This window comes from Lysinibacillus phoenicis, from assembly GCF_047238325.1.
In the GTDB taxonomy this organism is placed as follows: domain Bacteria; phylum Bacillota; class Bacilli; order Bacillales_A; family Planococcaceae; genus Lysinibacillus; species Lysinibacillus irui.
In genome coordinates this window covers 2,342,340-2,358,098 of the sequence record NZ_JBDFMP010000002.1, presented here as the reverse complement: position 1 = coordinate 2,358,098, position 15,759 = coordinate 2,342,340, and the positions used below count along the sequence as shown (strand labels likewise).

The 15,759-nt window shown below is 39.0% G+C and carries 16 protein-coding genes and 1 riboswitch; of the genes, 9 read left to right on the top strand and 7 right to left on the bottom strand.

The genetic code is table 11. From position 1 onward, the window contains the following. The first annotated feature begins 32 nt into the window (after positions 1-32). The 7 genes from ABC382_RS13235 to ABC382_RS13205 all read left to right on the top strand — a co-directional run bounded on the left by ABC382_RS13235 (position 33) and on the right by ABC382_RS13205 (position 6,982). A complete protein-coding gene (locus ABC382_RS13235; RefSeq protein ID WP_274795461.1) occupies positions 33-1,571 on the top strand; it encodes an acyl-CoA carboxylase subunit beta in 1,539 nt (512 codons plus the stop codon). A 123-nt stretch (positions 1,572-1,694) separates the two neighbouring features. After that, positions 1,695-2,270 carry a VanZ family protein gene (locus ABC382_RS13230; RefSeq protein WP_322611400.1) on the top strand — a complete coding sequence of 192 codons (576 nt, stop codon included), beginning with the start codon at positions 1,695-1,697 and terminating at the stop codon, positions 2,268-2,270. A gap of 278 nt (positions 2,271-2,548) precedes the next feature. After that, complete coding sequence (locus ABC382_RS13225; RefSeq protein WP_412926926.1) at positions 2,549-3,274, top strand: hypothetical protein; 726 nt, start codon at positions 2,549-2,551, stop codon at positions 3,272-3,274. Between the two features lie 24 nt (positions 3,275-3,298). Then, positions 3,299-3,793: a Cys-tRNA(Pro) deacylase gene (ybaK, locus tag ABC382_RS13220; protein WP_274795463.1), complete on the top strand. Its 495-nt coding sequence runs from the start codon at positions 3,299-3,301 to the stop codon at positions 3,791-3,793. A 117-nt stretch (positions 3,794-3,910) separates the two neighbouring features. Then, on the top strand, positions 3,911-4,546 hold the full coding sequence (locus ABC382_RS13215) for a YczE/YyaS/YitT family protein (protein ID WP_274795464.1): 636 nt from the start codon (positions 3,911-3,913) through the stop codon (positions 4,544-4,546). A 101-nt stretch (positions 4,547-4,647) separates the two neighbouring features. After that, positions 4,648-5,724, top strand: a complete 1,077-nt coding sequence (locus tag ABC382_RS13210) for a nucleotide kinase (RefSeq protein WP_322611225.1) — start codon at positions 4,648-4,650, stop codon at positions 5,722-5,724. Between the two features lie 58 nt (positions 5,725-5,782). Further along, a complete protein-coding gene (locus ABC382_RS13205) occupies positions 5,783-6,982 on the top strand; it encodes a glycine C-acetyltransferase (RefSeq protein ID WP_274795466.1) in 1,200 nt (399 codons plus the stop codon). 77 nt (positions 6,983-7,059) lie between these two features. On the opposite strand, the gene ABC382_RS13200 is transcribed toward ABC382_RS13205, so the two are convergent. The 6 genes from ABC382_RS13200 to ABC382_RS13175 all read right to left on the bottom strand — a co-directional run bounded on the left by ABC382_RS13200 (position 7,060) and on the right by ABC382_RS13175 (position 12,830). Then, entirely contained in the window at positions 7,060-8,256 is a 1,197-nt protein-coding gene (locus ABC382_RS13200) for a CaiB/BaiF CoA transferase family protein (protein ID WP_274795467.1), read from the bottom strand. Beyond that, complete coding sequence (locus tag ABC382_RS13195; protein ID WP_322611226.1) at positions 8,253-9,413, bottom strand: alpha-hydroxy acid oxidase; 1,161 nt, start codon at positions 9,411-9,413, stop codon at positions 8,253-8,255. Before ABC382_RS13195 ends, ABC382_RS13200 begins: the two co-directional genes overlap by 4 nt. A gap of 14 nt (positions 9,414-9,427) precedes the next feature. Then, positions 9,428-10,207, bottom strand: coding sequence for an enoyl-CoA hydratase/isomerase family protein (locus tag ABC382_RS13190; RefSeq protein WP_322604820.1), 780 nt, complete (start codon positions 10,205-10,207; stop codon positions 9,428-9,430). 10 nt (positions 10,208-10,217) lie between these two features. Further along, a complete protein-coding gene (locus ABC382_RS13185; protein WP_274795470.1) occupies positions 10,218-10,889 on the bottom strand; it encodes a methionine ABC transporter permease in 672 nt (223 codons plus the stop codon). Then, a complete protein-coding gene (locus tag ABC382_RS13180) occupies positions 10,882-11,907 on the bottom strand; it encodes a methionine ABC transporter ATP-binding protein (RefSeq protein ID WP_312505031.1) in 1,026 nt (341 codons plus the stop codon). The genes ABC382_RS13185 and ABC382_RS13180 overlap by 8 nt, the downstream gene beginning before the upstream one ends. Positions 11,908-11,999: 92 nt before the next feature. After that, the gene (locus tag ABC382_RS13175; protein ID WP_274795472.1) at positions 12,000-12,830 is read right to left on the bottom strand and encodes a MetQ/NlpA family ABC transporter substrate-binding protein; all 831 of its coding nucleotides are present in this window, start codon (positions 12,828-12,830) and stop codon (positions 12,000-12,002) included. 89 nt (positions 12,831-12,919) lie between these two features. Next, positions 12,920-13,025, bottom strand: a riboswitch (SAM riboswitch). Positions 13,026-13,147: 122 nt separating this feature from the next. Between ABC382_RS13175 and ABC382_RS13170 the strand changes: the two genes are divergently transcribed. Next, complete coding sequence (locus ABC382_RS13170; protein WP_322611228.1) at positions 13,148-13,651, top strand: PPC domain-containing DNA-binding protein; 504 nt, start codon at positions 13,148-13,150, stop codon at positions 13,649-13,651. Between the two features lie 40 nt (positions 13,652-13,691). On the opposite strand, the gene ABC382_RS13165 is transcribed toward ABC382_RS13170, so the two are convergent. Next, positions 13,692-14,861 carry a pyridoxal phosphate-dependent aminotransferase gene (locus tag ABC382_RS13165; protein ID WP_312505026.1) on the bottom strand — a complete coding sequence of 390 codons (1,170 nt, stop codon included), beginning with the start codon at positions 14,859-14,861 and terminating at the stop codon, positions 13,692-13,694. Positions 14,862-14,957: 96 nt separating this feature from the next. Between ABC382_RS13165 and ABC382_RS13160 the strand changes: the two genes are divergently transcribed. Next, positions 14,958-15,752, top strand: coding sequence for a carbon-nitrogen family hydrolase (locus ABC382_RS13160; RefSeq protein WP_322611229.1), 795 nt, complete (start codon positions 14,958-14,960; stop codon positions 15,750-15,752). The last annotated feature ends 7 nt before the right edge of the window (positions 15,753-15,759 follow it).

Here is a 15,759-nt window from a genome sequence, read left to right as displayed (position 1 = left end):
GTGTAATTGATTGGGCAAAGGGAGGAATAAACATGAGCAATATCTCGACTGAAAATACACCACCTACAATGAAAGACAAAATTTTAACAGGTGGTTTACCAAAATATCATGATAAAAATGCACAACAAGGCAAGCTATTTGTACGTGAACGTCTTGAACTATTACTAGACGATGGTCTTCAATCAGAAGATGGACTTTATGCAAACTGTTTGGCGGGAGATTTGCCGGCAGATGGTGTTGTTACTGGTATTGGTAAAATACATGGACGCACAGTTTGTGTGTTAGCCAATGATTCTACTATTAAAGCTGGCTCTTGGGGAAAACGCACAGTTGAAAAAATGATTCGTATTCAAGAAACTGCTGAAAAGCTAAATTGTCCATTATTATATTTAGTTGATTCAGCAGGTGCACGTATTACAGATCAGTTAGAAATGTTCCCAGGACGTAGAGGTGCGGGTCGCATTTTCTACAACCAAGTAAAGCTGTCAGGAAAAGTTCCGCAAATTTGCTTACTGTTTGGACCTTCTGCAGCAGGTGGTGCTTATATTCCTGCATTTTGTGATATCGTGGTCATGGTGGAAGGCAATGCTTCAATGTATTTAGGCTCTCCTCGAATGGCTGAAATGGTGATTGGTGAGAAAGTAGATTTAGAAACAATGGGTGGCGCAAAAATGCACTGTTCAGTCTCAGGCTGTGGAGATGTGCTTGTCAAAACAGAACAAGAGGCTATTGCTTATGCTCGTAAATACTTAGGCTATTTCCCTAATAACTACGCAGAACGAAGCAAAGTAGAGACACCTAAACCACCTGCTTCATTTGATAAATCTATTGAGGAATTAATCCCTGAAAATCAAAATGTTCCTTTCGATATGTATAAATTAATTGATCGAATTATCGATGAAGATTCGTTTTGTGAGGTAAAGAAATTATTTGCACCTGAACTAATTACAGGTCTTGCACGAATTAATGGGCAATCAGTAGGCATAATCGCTAACCAACCTCGCGTTAAGGGAGGCGTGCTATTCCATGACTCGGCTGATAAAGCAGCAAAATTCATCTCACTTTGTGACGCATTTAATATTCCCCTGTTATTCCTAGCAGACGTTCCTGGCTTCATGATAGGTACACAGGTAGAGAAAGCAGGAATTATCCGTCATGGTGCAAAAATGATTTTTGCTATGAGTGAAGCAACTGTTCCTAAGCTAACGGTCATTGTTCGTAAAGCATATGGGGCAGGTTTATACGCAATGGCAGGTCCAGCATTTGAACCAGATTGCTGTATTGCATTATCTAATGCGCAAATTGCCGTAATGGGGCCAGAAGCAGCGGTCAATGCTGTTTATGCTAATAAAATCGCAGAGCTTCCGAAAGAAGAGCAAGCAAGCTTTATTGCCGAAAAGCGTAAAGAGTACCAAGAGGAAATAGATGTGTATCGTTTAGCATCAGAGCTCATTATCGATGATGTTATTGAGCCGAATGATTTACGCAAAGTACTAGAAAATCGCTTAGAGCTTTATATGTCAAAATACTTATTATTCTCACAGCGTAAGCATGGGGTAAATCCAGTATAACCATATACTTAATTGAAGGGCTGTCTCCGCTATTAGGGGCAGCTTTTTCAATGTTAATTTTTTCAGCTACTTGCATGGTGTAGAGTAGCATATTAAAATATGAAAAGGAATAAAGGGAAGTGGGTGTTAAGCTTGTCTAAAAACAACATAACGGATGTTCAGGGTAATGCTAAGCTCCCATTACCATATCGAGATGTCATTGATACATATTATTTGCCATTAAAGGTCACGGGTTGGATTTTATTTAGTATTTATTCATTTATAGCTTTTTATAAGTTAGTCATTGATCGCTTAGTAAATGTCGTAGTTGTTTTATTTAAGGGTGATTATTCTATAGGTGATTTAGGCTTGTTTGATTATAGTAGCTGGCGATTAACTACGAATTTTGTTCCCTTTGAAACGATTCTCCGCTATATAAACTATTCTCAATATTTTAATTGGGATATCATAATCGTAAATCTTCTTGGTAACTTATTAATTTTTACTCCAATGGGCTTTTTATTGCCATTATTATCGAAGAAATTTCGAAAAGCATGGGTCATTATTTGTTTGGGCTTTTTCGCAAGTCTATCAGTAGAAACCATACAATTTATTTTTACGGTTGGCTCTGCTGATATTGATGATTTAATTTTGAATACAATTGGTGCATGGTTTGGTTATTTAGCTTATAAGGGCATATTGATTAGACCAAAAAAGTGAGAAAAACAGTCCTGTTTTAAGGGCTGTTTTTTATATTGGTGAAAACTTTACTGAAATAGAAATGAAAATTGTCAATGAACGAAGGTCTTTATACCTAATGAAAAAAATAATTAATATCTCTTTAGGTGGTTAGTAGTCATTTCTACTTGAATTTAATAATGAAAATTCCGATAATGAGTGTACAGAAACTGTTCAGATGTTATAGATATAGTGTTAGAAGATATGTTCATATCTAGTATCTTATTGGCATATGAAAATAGAAGGGCGAGGTGAAAACTATGAAAATATTGAATTCTATGGAGCAAGACAGAGTTTCATCGCAATATAATCGTAAAAAGATCTTGCAACGAAAAGAGGCTGGAGACGCCTATCGAAAAAATGCCATGTATTTTCAGCCAAAGAAAAATCCATTATTGCTGGAGCTTGAAAATTTACTTTTAGGGCGTACAGATCAAGACTTATATGAGCAACAACAAGAAAAGGCAAAAGAAGTAACGCCTCAACAGCAAGCAATAATGGAAGATTTACAACAAACCGAAGCTTATGTACGTGCACATGAGCATGCCTATAAAGCAGGGGCTACTGATAACATTGATTCTTCTGCTGTATCCAATCTAGAGCAAAATGACACATTACAAATTTTAGAGCAGGTACGACATGCAGCATTAGCACCGACAGAGCCTTCACCGCAAGATTTACGTGTGGTACAAAGTGTCAACGCGCAAATACAGCAAATGTTAAATAATTCGCATTCTGCAGATGACATAATAGAAGATGGTGAGCCATCTTTTGTACGTGACATGATTGAGATAAAGGTTCCTGAACGTTTCTCCAAGGAATTGAATTTGGACCCATTTGCAGATACAATTTTCGGTAAGAACTATGAGATTACATTTAAGTTGAGAACATTCAAACAGGCCTCAGAAAAATATGTAGCTCACGTTCAAATGACGAAAAATGGCTATCGTCCAGACAAGGATCCTATGTTCTCTTTGATAGCCTGATGCTGTAGATAGGAGATTATTGACATGGCAAAGGCAAAGCATGCGAAAACAAACGCAATTCGATTATTAGAACAACAAAAAATCCATTTCGATGTGATTGAATATGAAATTGGAGACGGTCAGGTTGATGGTGTCTCTGTTGCTGAGAAAATTGGTCAGCCTGTTGCTCGTGTGTTTAAAACACTAGTAGCAAAGGCAAGCGCACAAAAGCTTTTTGTATTTGTCATTCCAGTGGCTGAAGAGCTGGATTTAAAAGCTGCTGCAAAGGTAGTTGGGGAAAAGAAAATCGAAATGCTCGCGGTAAAAGATTTACTTGGCTATACCGGCTATGTTCGTGGTGGATGTTCCCCAGTAGGAATGAAGAAATTATACCCAACAGTCATTGACGATTCCGCACAAGAGCAAGGTAGTATTATTGTGAGTGCAGGGAAAATAGGCATGCAAATTCATGTTCAGTTAGAGGATTTAATAACTGTTACAAAGGCGCAGCTTGCTCCAATTACAACTACCCATGCGTAAGAAAATGGGTAGTTATTTTTATGTATGATTAATACTGTAGCAAAAGCAAGAACTCTCTATTTTCATAGAAAATATGATACAGTAGTGCAATATCATACATAGAGAGAAGGGTACGAAATGCGGAAAATAATGGGGTGGCGTTGGGCATTCTTTATTGGAGGCTTAATTGTAATGTCACTTGGCATCACAATGTCCATAAAAGGGAAAATTGTTGGTACAAGCCCTTGGGATGTCTTGCATGTTGGATTATTTCAAAACTTTGGGCTAAGTATTGGGACATGGTCAATTTTAACAGGGCTTTTTATAGTTGCTTCAACATCTATTGTGTTGCGCGAATGGCCCAAAATAGGCACTTGGTTAAATATGCTGTTAATTGGCTCATTTATTGATGTATTTAACTGGCTATTGCCGTCAACAGATGTTTACAGTCTTCAGATTACATATTTTATCATTGGTTTATTTGTTTTAAGCTTCGGCTGTGGCATGTATATTGCGCCAAATATGGGGGCAGGTCCACGTGATACCTTAATGATGATCCTTGTTGAAAAGTTTGGTGGATCCATTAAAACAGCTAGAATGGGTATCGAGGTTTTGGTGACAATTGTAGGCTGGCTTCTAGGTGGGCCGGTAGGAGTGGGCACGGTATTAATTGCTTTAACTTCAGGCTATATTGTGCAGTATTCATTACCATATTGTCGTAAGCTTTTAATGAAATGTATTGGGAATATAGAGGGTATGAAGCCATTCTATTAAATTAAGAAGCTACTTTTATCTGTCAGGGAGAAGAGTAGCTTTTCATCTTTTTTAGCGTTCTTTCATATAATGCAGGGCAGAAGCTAAAGGAGGAACGACATTTGAATGGAAATGTAACATATTATTTTGGACACGCATTGACTGGGCAAGGTGTGAAACATTTATATAAAGAGATGATGGAAGAAGCGGAGCTTGTTTATTTTTTGCAAGGCGCGCCAACTTTTAAAGGGTCAGAACTGTTAAAAGAGCTAGGTTATTTTTATGTTAAACAAGGCTTTGCAGTCGAGTGGTTTAAGCACGCTTTATTAGAGGAGGTTGTTGAAGCCGTTTATGTAAAGGGCTGTAATAGACTTTTTGTATGGGCCTCTGAATGGAACATTGAGCCAACGCTGCTCGGTACAAAGCATCGTGTATTATCCTTTTATGATTGTTTAGAGGATGTGCAGCTTGAAAAGGTTGGTGAACAGCTAGCTACGGCAATGGAGGAGCGAGCAACATGGCGTGATAAATGTATTGCAAAGCTAAATCATGCAATCAAGCTTCATGATGATTGGGAGGTTGTCACGCAAAGCTGTATGAATTGGCAGGCATTGAATGAACAAGTGGAAAATTTAAAGACAGAGGTATTCCAATCCATTGTCTTAAATAAAACAGGCATGAGGACACATCGTTTACTTGGAACATTAACTCCTAGAGGTGCCGAAAATACAGTTGAAAGTATTACAAAGGGCATCACGACTAGATTGATGATTAAAGGCAAGCCTGGTACAGGTAAATCTTCATTAATGAAGAGCTTAGCTGATGAAGCGAATGCGAGGGGACTTGATGCACAAATCGTCTGGTGTGGTTTGGATGCAGGATCAGTAGATATGGTCATTATTCCAGAATTGAATTTTTGTATCTTTGATAGTACAGAGCCCCATGTCTTTAATCCAGAGGATGGTCGATTAGGGGATAAAATCTTTGATATTGGGCAACATTGTGCACTTTCTGATGAGGCTGAAACGGCCATTGATTTAGTACGTACCCAATATAAAGAAGCGATACAGGATGCGATGGGGCATTCAAAGCGGTATACAGAAGCAGAATATACTGTTCGCCGGCTATTTGATAATTGTCTATCAGCATCATTATGGCGTGAAAGAACAGCGCCACTATTCGAAAGATTAACAAAGTAATTTAGCTAATGGCTTGCATGTGCTAAACTAGGAGCTAGAACAGTTTTCCTAGGAAAGGATGATACGCTTGTCAAAAGTATTGAATGCATTTTTAGATGAAAACCTACAAGCATTACATGAACAAGGCTTATACAATGAAATTGATCCAGTAGAGGGCGCAAATGGCCCAATTATTCAGGTTCGTGGCAAAAATCTTGTTAACTTATCCTCTAACAACTATCTTGGATTAGCAACTAATGAAGAATTAAAGCGTATTGCCAAAGAGACAATTGAACAATACGGTGTTGGAGCAGGTGCTGTTCGTACAATCAACGGGACACTTGATCTACACGTTAAATTAGAAGAAAAGCTTGCTGAATTTAAAGGAACAGAAGCGGCTATTTCCTATCAATCAGGCTTTAATTGTAATATGGCAGCCATTTCAGCTGTCATGGATAAAAATGATGCAATTCTTTCTGATCAATTAAACCATGCATCTATTATCGATGGTTGTCGCTTATCAAAGGCAAAAATCATCGCGTTTAATCACTCTGATATGGATGATTTACGTGCTAAGGCAAAAGCGGCGAAAGAATCAGGATTATACAATAAGATTATGGTCATTACAGATGGTGTCTTCTCAATGGATGGTGATATTGCTAAATTACCTGAAATTGTGGAAATTGCTAAGGAATTTGATTTAATTACGTATGTCGATGATGCCCACGGTTCAGGTGTAACAGGAAAAGGGAAAGGAACTGTGAAGCATTTTGGATTAGAAAAAGAAATCGACTTCCAAATTGGTACACTGTCAAAAGCCATTGGTGTTGTGGGTGGCTATGTTGCGGGTAAGAAAAATTTAATTGATTGGTTAAAAGTACGCTCACGTCCATTTTTATTTTCTACAGCATTACCGCCAGGCGATGTAGCAGCGATTACAGCAGCTGTACAAATGCTAATTGATTCCACTGAGCTTCACGATAAGCTTTGGGATAATGGTAACTATTTAAAGGCCGGTTTAGAGAAGCTTGGCTTTAATATCGGTGAGTCTGAAACACCAATTACACCTTGTATCATTGGGGATGAAAAGCTGACACAGGAGTTTTCAAAACGTTTATTCGAAGAGGGCGTTTATGCAAAATCAATTGTCTTCCCAACTGTTCCTAAAGGTACAGGACGTGTTCGTAATATGCCAACAGCTGCACATACAAAAGAAATGCTTGATGATGCGATTGCAATATATGAAAAAGTTGGTCGTGAGTTAGGCGTTATTCAATAAGAAAAAGGCTTCCTCTGAGATGGGGAAGCCTTTTTTTATCAGTTTAACTGGACAGATGGTAAAAATGAGAAATCACTTTATTTCGAGCCAATAATTTTTGCTGCTCTTAACTGTTGCATGTCTTCATCGGTAATATTCAAAGCTCGTAATATTTCTTCATTATGTTGTCCTAAAGTAGGAGCTGCACTTGTTAGCTGACCAGGTGTTTGTGAGAACTTAGCTGGGAAGCCTAATGTACGCATTGGTCCTGCAGTTGGATGGTCATAGGACAAGACCATGCCTCGCTCTAAAATATGTGGATCATTCAATGTTTGATCATAGGAGTAGATAGGACTTGAAGGTACACCATGTTTATCTAAAAGTGCTAGCCAGTAAGTCGCTTTATGCTTCACTAATTCGCTCTCAATTTCTTTCTCTAGTACTTTCACATGTTGAGCACGAGAATAGTTAGTAGCAAAGAGAGGATTGTTTAACCAATCAGGTCGGTTGACAACCTTAGTCGCAAAAATCTCCCACAGCTTTTGATTACCTGCACCTACTAAAATATAGTCATCCTGAGTTTTGAAGCCTTGATAAGGAGCCGAAACACGATGAGCAGTGCCTGTCCGTTCGGGTAACACGCCTTGTCCAAAGTAAGCAGCCGCCTCCCAAACAGTCCATGCAAGTCCGGACTCTACTAAAGAGACATCTATATATTGCCCCTCACCACTGCGCAGCTTATAAATATAAGCCATCAAAATCGATTGTAATGCTGTTTGAGCAGCAGCAATATCATTGACGGCAAAGCCTACTTTTACAGGTCGGCCTTCCGCTTCGCCAGTCATATGCATTAAGCCACTTAATCCTTGGGCCATAATGTCATAGCCACCTTTTTGGCTATAAGGACCTGTTTGACCATAACCTGAAATGGAGCAATAAATAAGGCCAGGGTTGATGTTCTTTAAAGTGTCATAATCAATGCCAAGCTTTTTCGTGACACCAGGTCGATAGTTTTCTACAAGGACATCTACAGATTGAATAAGCTCTTTGAATAATGCTAGTCCCTCAGCCGTTTTTAAATTGATACAAACGCCTTTTTTATTGCGATTGACCATCATATACATATGGCTTTCTTCACTAATAAAAGGACCCATTGTACGTGTATCGTCGCCATTAGGATATTTTTCGATTTTGATTACTTCCGCGCCCATATCTGCTAGGACCATTGTGCAATAAGGACCAGCTAATACTTGGGATAAATCAACAACTCTTATTCCCTTTAATGCCTGTTTCATTTATCTTCAGTCCCATCAATTTTGACTAATGTGATGTTACGTAACCCCTTGACTGAGGTCACACCAGCTAACGCGATGGAAACCTTTAGCTCATCATAAAGATTGGTCATCACTTTCTCGACACCTTGTTGTCCATTAAGAGCTAGTCCATAAACAAATGGACGTCCAATCGCAACAGCATCTGCACCTAAAGCAAGTGCTTTTAGTGCGTCCATACCACGGTACACACCGCTATCTAAAATAATCGGAATTTGTCCATTTACTGTCTCCACAATAGCAGGAAGGGCATCCAGAGAACCGATCACACCATCTAGTTGACGACCACCATGGTTGGAAACAATGATGCCATCGATGCCATTGTCGATTGCTAACCTTGCATCTTCAGCATGTAAAATTCCTTTCAATAATATTGGAAGATTAGTGCGTCGCTTTAACTCTCGAACATGTTCCCAATTGAGTGTGGGGTGGAAGACATTTTGCAGAACCCCCTGTACATAGGACTCAAATGAATCATCAGGCAATGAGGCAGTAAAAACAGGATCATTCATATAATTTCCTTTTGCATAGCCTAGCTTTAGTGGTGAAAATTGGTTGCGCACATCTTCTTCTCGCCAGCCAAGCATTACCGTATCAATCGTTAAAACGATTGCTTCAAATCCAGCTGCCTCTGCTCGTGCAGCCATACTATAAGCAATTGCCTCATTTGTAGACCAATACAATTGGAACCATTTTGTTGCTGTTGGAGCAGCTTCGGCAACTTCCTCAAGCGCATAAGTGGAAACTGTACTTTGAATATATGGAATATTTAAATGTTGGGCAGCACGGACAACGGCAAGCTCTCCCTCATCGTGAACCATACCATTCATGCCAACTGGAGCAAAAAGCAATGGAGTTGGATAGGTTTTACCAAACAAATGAATCGACGTATCAACATTAGAGACATCATTTAAAAAGCGGGGTACAATGGAGTATTTTTTAAACGCTGCACGATTGTTGTGTAAAGTTTGTTCACCCCCAGCACCTGAACGTATATAGCCGAAGGGTCCAGCTGCTATTTTTTCTGCAACAGTCTTTTCTAGGTCAGCAAAGCAAATGGGAAAGGGGGCTTGTGCAGTAATATTCTTTAACAGTAGATCGCCATCAGTCGTGTTTGTCATCGTAACTACCTCACTTATTTATTGAAAATAGGCTTTCTTTTGTGTAAAAAGGCTTGAATGCCTTCGTTATAATCGTCTGAACTAAATGAATTAAGAACGGTTTGGGCCAGCTCTTCGTTCTCTTCGTTTTCACCATCTACAATCGCCTGAATGATTTTTTTAATGCCTGCATTTGCAACGGATGATTTACTTAATAGATGCTCTGCAAAATGCAATGTGGCATTTTCAATATCCTCTGGCTCATGTAAGGCTGTGATTAAACCAATGCTTTTTCCTTCTTCCGCTGTAAAAATGTTGGCTGTATATAAAATTTCCTTTGCCTTGGCGACACCCACAATATTGATTAAGCGTTTAGTGCTTTCAAGATTATAGACAATACCAATATTGGCTGCCGTAATACCAAGCTTACTATTCGGTGTGGCCAATCTAAAATCACATGCGTTTGCTAACTCTAAGCCACCGCCAATCGCTAAGCCCTGAATCATTGCAATGGTAGGGTGCGGAAATTTATAAAGGGCATCAATGGCTTTTAAAGCTATATCGTTATAGGCTTTGGCATTGTCAGCAGCATAACGAATATCTAAAAACTCACTAATATCTGCACCTGATGAAAAGGCAACTTCATTGATACCGCGAACAATTAATAGCTTAATAGAAGGATCTGTACGTAACTGCTCAAGCTGGTCTACTATGGCCTGAAACATCGCCCTCGATAAAGAATTACGTTTATCAGGGCGATTTAACACTAACGTTGCGATATAGCCGTTTTTTTCTACGTAAATTTCAGTTGTCATCGTCATTCTCCTAGTCTTTCTTTAATTTCGCAGCAAAGCGGTTGCCGATGGATTGTATGCTTTGAACAAGGATGATTAAGATAAAGACAGTGGCATACATAACATCAACCTCATAGCGTAAATGACCATAACGGTAGGCAAGGTCACCTAATCCCCCTGCCCCCACCATTCCAGCCATTGCCGTAGCGCCAATTAAGCCAATTGTGGCAATCGTTAAGCCTAAAATAATCGATGGGCGTGCTTCACGTAATAGGACATGCCAAATAATATGGCGACGTTTTATGCCCATTGCTGTATAAGCTTCTACCACACCTGAATCCACCTCTAAAAGAGCAGATTCCATTAAGCGTGCAATATAAGGAGCTGTATAAACAACTAGTGGGACTATAACACCTTTAACACCAATCGTTGTACCAACAATTAATTTGGTAAATGGTAAGATGAAGAATAATAAAATGATAAATGGAACAGAACGAATAATATTGATGATGAGATTAAAAAGCTGATAGATAATTTTATTTTCAAAGGATTGGCCTGGTCGTGTTAAAACGATTAATAGCCCTAAGGGAATACCAATTAGAATGGAGAAGAGTAGCGAAATTCCGACCATTTGGAATGTTTCGATAATTGATTTTCCAATGACATCTGACCAATCTGAAAAGAAGCTTTGAATACTACTCATTGAATTCGCCTCCTAATTCTTCTACCGCAACACCATTTTCTGTAAAATAGGTTAGGGCCTTTTGGACGATATGGGTTTCTCCATGTAAATGCACCACGATGTTCCCAACAATGCCGTTTTTTAATTCAATAATATTAGCTGTTAAAATATTCGGTTGCACATCGTACACCTTCGTGACTTCTGCTAGTAATGGCTTACCCGTACTTTCACCAAGGAATGTTAAACGAATGACACTTCCTGAAACGTTTAACTGCTCAATGAGTGAAGGGGATAAATTACGCTGAGAAATTGTATTTAAAAACTTTCTAGTAGTAAGGTGCTTCGGTTTTGCAAAAAGCTCAATAGCAGTACCAAACTCCACGACCTTACCTGATTCGAGAACAGATACCTCATCACATATTTTCTGAATGACATTCATTTCATGTGTGATGAGTAGGATCGTAATGCCTAACTCGCGGTTAATTTTTAACAACAATTCAAGGATGGCCTCGGTCGTTTCAGGATCGAGTGCACTTGTTGCCTCGTCACTAAGTAAAATCTCTGGCTCTTGTGCTAAGGCACGTGCAATAGCAACTCGTTGCTTTTGCCCACCAGAAAGTTGATTAGGATAGCTATCCAGTTTCTCTGTTAATCCTACAATTTCGGCGTATTTTGCTACACGGTTTTTTACTTCCTTGTCGTTATAGCCTAGTAGTTTTAAAGGCACGGCAATATTGTTGTAAACTGTTGCAGTTTTTAATAGATTAAAATGTTGGAAAATCATTCCTATTTTTTGTCGTGTTTGACGTAATTCATTTAGCGAAAGGGCTGTAATGTCCACATTGTCTATCAGTACTTTTCCCGAAGTAGGACGTTCCAGTAAATTGACACATCGAATAAGTGTACTTTTACCAGCACCACTATAGCCGATAACCCCATGAATTTGTCCCTTTTTCACATGAAGATTGATCCCATCCACAGCTTTAATGATCCCTTTTTTCGTCTTAAATTCTTTCGATATATTTTGTAATTGAATCATACGATATTGCTCCTTTCTCGTCCTTCTAAAAGTGAGAATCTGCTCGTTTTCTCATGAGGAATACGGCAGATTCTTCTGCTAATAGAAGCATATTACCAGCTAGGAATCACAGAACCTTTGAATTCTTCTTCAATGAATTGACGTACTTCCTCAGATTGGTAAGCCTCAACAAACTTTTTAATGGTTGGGTCGTTTTCATTTTCAGCACGTACTACAATGTAATTCACGTATGGTGAGTCAGTAGATTCTAATAGAATAGAGTCTTCCTTAGGATTAATGCCGGCTTCTAGTGCGAAGTTTGTATTAATGGCTGCTACATCTACTTCACTAAGCTGTTTAGGAATTTGAGCCGCCTCTAGTTCAATGAACTGTAAATTCTTTTTATTTTCTTCAACGTCACGGATAGAGGCTGTTAAGTCTGCACCATCCTTTAGCTTAATATAGCCAGCTTCTTGTAAAACAAAGAGGGCACGGGCCCCATTTGTTGGGTCGTTCGGTAAGCCAAATGTGGCACCATCAGGAATATCATCAAATGATTTATATTTTTCAGAGTAAATACCCATTGGATTTAAAATAGTTTTGCCTACTGGTACTAAATCTGTATCGTGATCTTTATTAAATGTGTCCAAGAAAGGCTCATGTTGGTAGCTGTTTGCATCGAGATCGCCTTCAGCTAACGATGTATTTGGTAAAACATAATCAGAAAACGACTTTAGCTCAACTTCTAAGCCTTTTTCTTTTGCTACTTTAGCTGCTACTTCTGCAATTTGCTCGTGTGGACCAGAAGTGACACCAACGACGATTTTATTTTCATCGATTGCCTCAGCTTGACCTTTACTATCTTCTTTAGAGCCACAGCCTGCTAGAGCTGCTACTAATGTAAGACTTGCTAAACCTACTAAAAATTTATTTTTCTTTTTCATGAAAATGACCTCCAAAATGTTTTTATCGGTTTTTTGAAAATAAAAAAACTCTCTTACAAACTAAGAGAGGCTCATGAAAAAGACGTCCTCTCTTATCTATCAAACGAAATTCGTTTGCAGGATTTAGCACCTTCCTTTTAAAAAGGAGGTTGCCGAGCTTCATAGGGCCAGTCCCTCAGCTACTCTTGATAAGAGATTTATAATATTTTTTTGTAATTCCGATAGAACTAATATAATTTATGGGGTATAGTAAGTCAATAAATATTTTTAAAATTTTTTATATTATTATAATTTTTTGTTATGAAAGAGGGAGAACAATGTCTGTAAGAGTAAATTATGGAATTGGTTCATTTGGCAAGGTTATTAGTGCTCGTATTCTAATGGGGACAGACATCATGGAAGGAATTGAGGCGCTCTGTGAGGAGAATCAAATAGAGTCTGCTACAATTGTAAGTTGTATTGGGAGCTTCCAAAAAAGTAGCTTTGTTTATTTAGTACCTGATGAAACATCGCACATTAAAGTCCGTTTTAGTGAAGTCATTGAAAAAGAGGGACCACTCGAATTTATTCAAGGATCTGGTGTTGTCTGTAAACGAGATGGAGGATATGAAACACATTTCCATGGTTCGATGAGTAATCAATGGGGTGTAGTATCAGGGGGACACTTTCTGAAAGGTAGAAATCCCGTTATTACAGCGGACATTGTACTGGCTGAGATTCAAGGCGTTCAGCATATTCGTAGATTGGATGAAGAAACAGGCCATATACAATTTTATCCGCTAGAGCAAGGTTTAGAGCTACCAAGAAAAATCGAAAAATAGCATGCCCTGTAGCGAATGTATGCTACAGGACATAGTAGTACTAAGCGGTAAATAATTGTAATTGTTCAATTCTGTGAATGGCTTCACGTAAGCGTTCCTCGCTGACAAGTAAGCCAACACGTATATACCCTTCGCCATATTGACCGAAGCCATTGCCTGCGGCTACTGCAATATCAGCTTTTTCTAGCAATAAATCAGCAAATTGTTCACTAGTGTAGCCTACAGGTACAGGAAGCCAAGCAAAAAAGGAGCCCTTCGGAGCCGTAACTTGCCAGCCAATTCTTTGAGCTTCTTCAATTAATACATTTCGACGACGTTCATAAGTAGCCCTTAGTTCATCTGCACATTCTTGAGAAGCTGTTAGTGCCGCTGCTGCTGCTTGCTGAATTGCAGGGAATTGACTACAAAACAAATGATCTTGAATGAGATTAATAGCCGCAATAATATCGGCGTTACCAACGGCGAAGCCTATACGCCAGCCAGCCATATTAAAGGTTTTCGAAAGTGTATACATTTCAATACCAATGTCTTTTGCACCCTCTGCCTGTAGGAAGCTAATAGGTTTATTGCCATCAAATCCTATTGCTCCATAAGCAAAATCATGTGATACGATAATATTATGTTCCTTGGCAAAGCGAACAGTCTCTTCGAAAAATGCCAGTGTTGCTGTACCACCTGTAGGGTTATTCGGGTAATTTAAATAAAGTAGCTTGGCTTTTTCTTTCACTTCATTAGGTAATGCATGATAATCAGGTAAGAAATTATTTTCAGCAAAAAGTGGCATAACCTCAAAATTTACATCACCTAATACTACACCTGATAAGTAGTCTGGATAGCCTGGGTCCGGTAATAGCATGGTATCACCAGGGTTTAATACGGCTAGAGGTAGCTCAACAAGACCTATTTTTGTTCCGCCAAGAATTGCTACCTCCGTGTCGGGATTTATATCAACATTATATTCCCGTTTGTAAAAATTGGCAGCTGCCTGGCGTAATTCGGCGATACCACGAAACGGCGAATATTTGTGATTTTGAGGATTGTCTGCTGCTTCCTGTAATGCTTGAATGATGTGAGGTGGCGTCGGTTGGTCGGGATTACCTTGCCCGAGATTGATGACATCACGTCCCTCCTCTAGGGCACTGTTTACTTTTTGGACGAGTGCCGCAAAAAATTGGGGAGGTAGTTGCTGTAGTTTTTTAGAGAATTCCATGCATGATCACCTTTTTCAGAATATAATAATTATTATTGAAGAATATGAAGCAAATAGTATTACTTTTTCTGTTAATTGTCTAGAGGAGGAATAGATATGAAAATAGGTTGTATTCAATTAAACGTTGGCTTTGGCAAAGTAGAAGAAAATTTTGCCCGAGCAGAAAACAAGATTCGAGAAGCGGCACAACAAGGTGCAGAAATCATTGTGCTACCTGAAATGTGGAATACAGGCTACGCACTAGAGAAATTGCCTGACTTAGCAGATGTCAATGGTGAGCGAACGAAAGCCTTTTTGGCACACTTAGCGAAGGAACTTGGTGTACATATTGTAGGTGGCTCCGTATCAATAAAAAAAGGCGATAAATTTTATAATACGATGTATACATTTGATTGCCAAGGAGAGCTTGTAGGGGAATATAGTAAGGCCCATCTTTTCCGTTTAATGGACGAGCATCTTTATTTAGAAGCAGGGGATGAAATGAATCGTTTTGCTTTAGGAGATATTGAGGCTGCTGGTGTCATTTGCTATGATATTCGTTTCCCTGAATGGTTACGTGCCCACGCCTTACAAGGAGCAAAGGTATTATTTGTACCAGCACAGTGGCCGACACCAAGGATTGATCATTGGAAAACGCTACTACAGGCTCGTGCGATTGAGAACCAATGTTTTGTCATCGCAGTTAATCGTATTTCAAAAAAGGTAGAAAACTTTAATGGGCAATCTATGATTATTCAGCCTTGGGGTGAAGTACTTTGGATTGGTGCTGAAGATGAAGAAGTAGCGGTCATTGATGTAGACTTTTCTATTGTCGATGAAGTACGCGGAAGAATCCCAGTTTATGACGATCGTAGACCTGGACTATATCAGGATGTTGTTGTGAAAGGGTAGTGAAGAG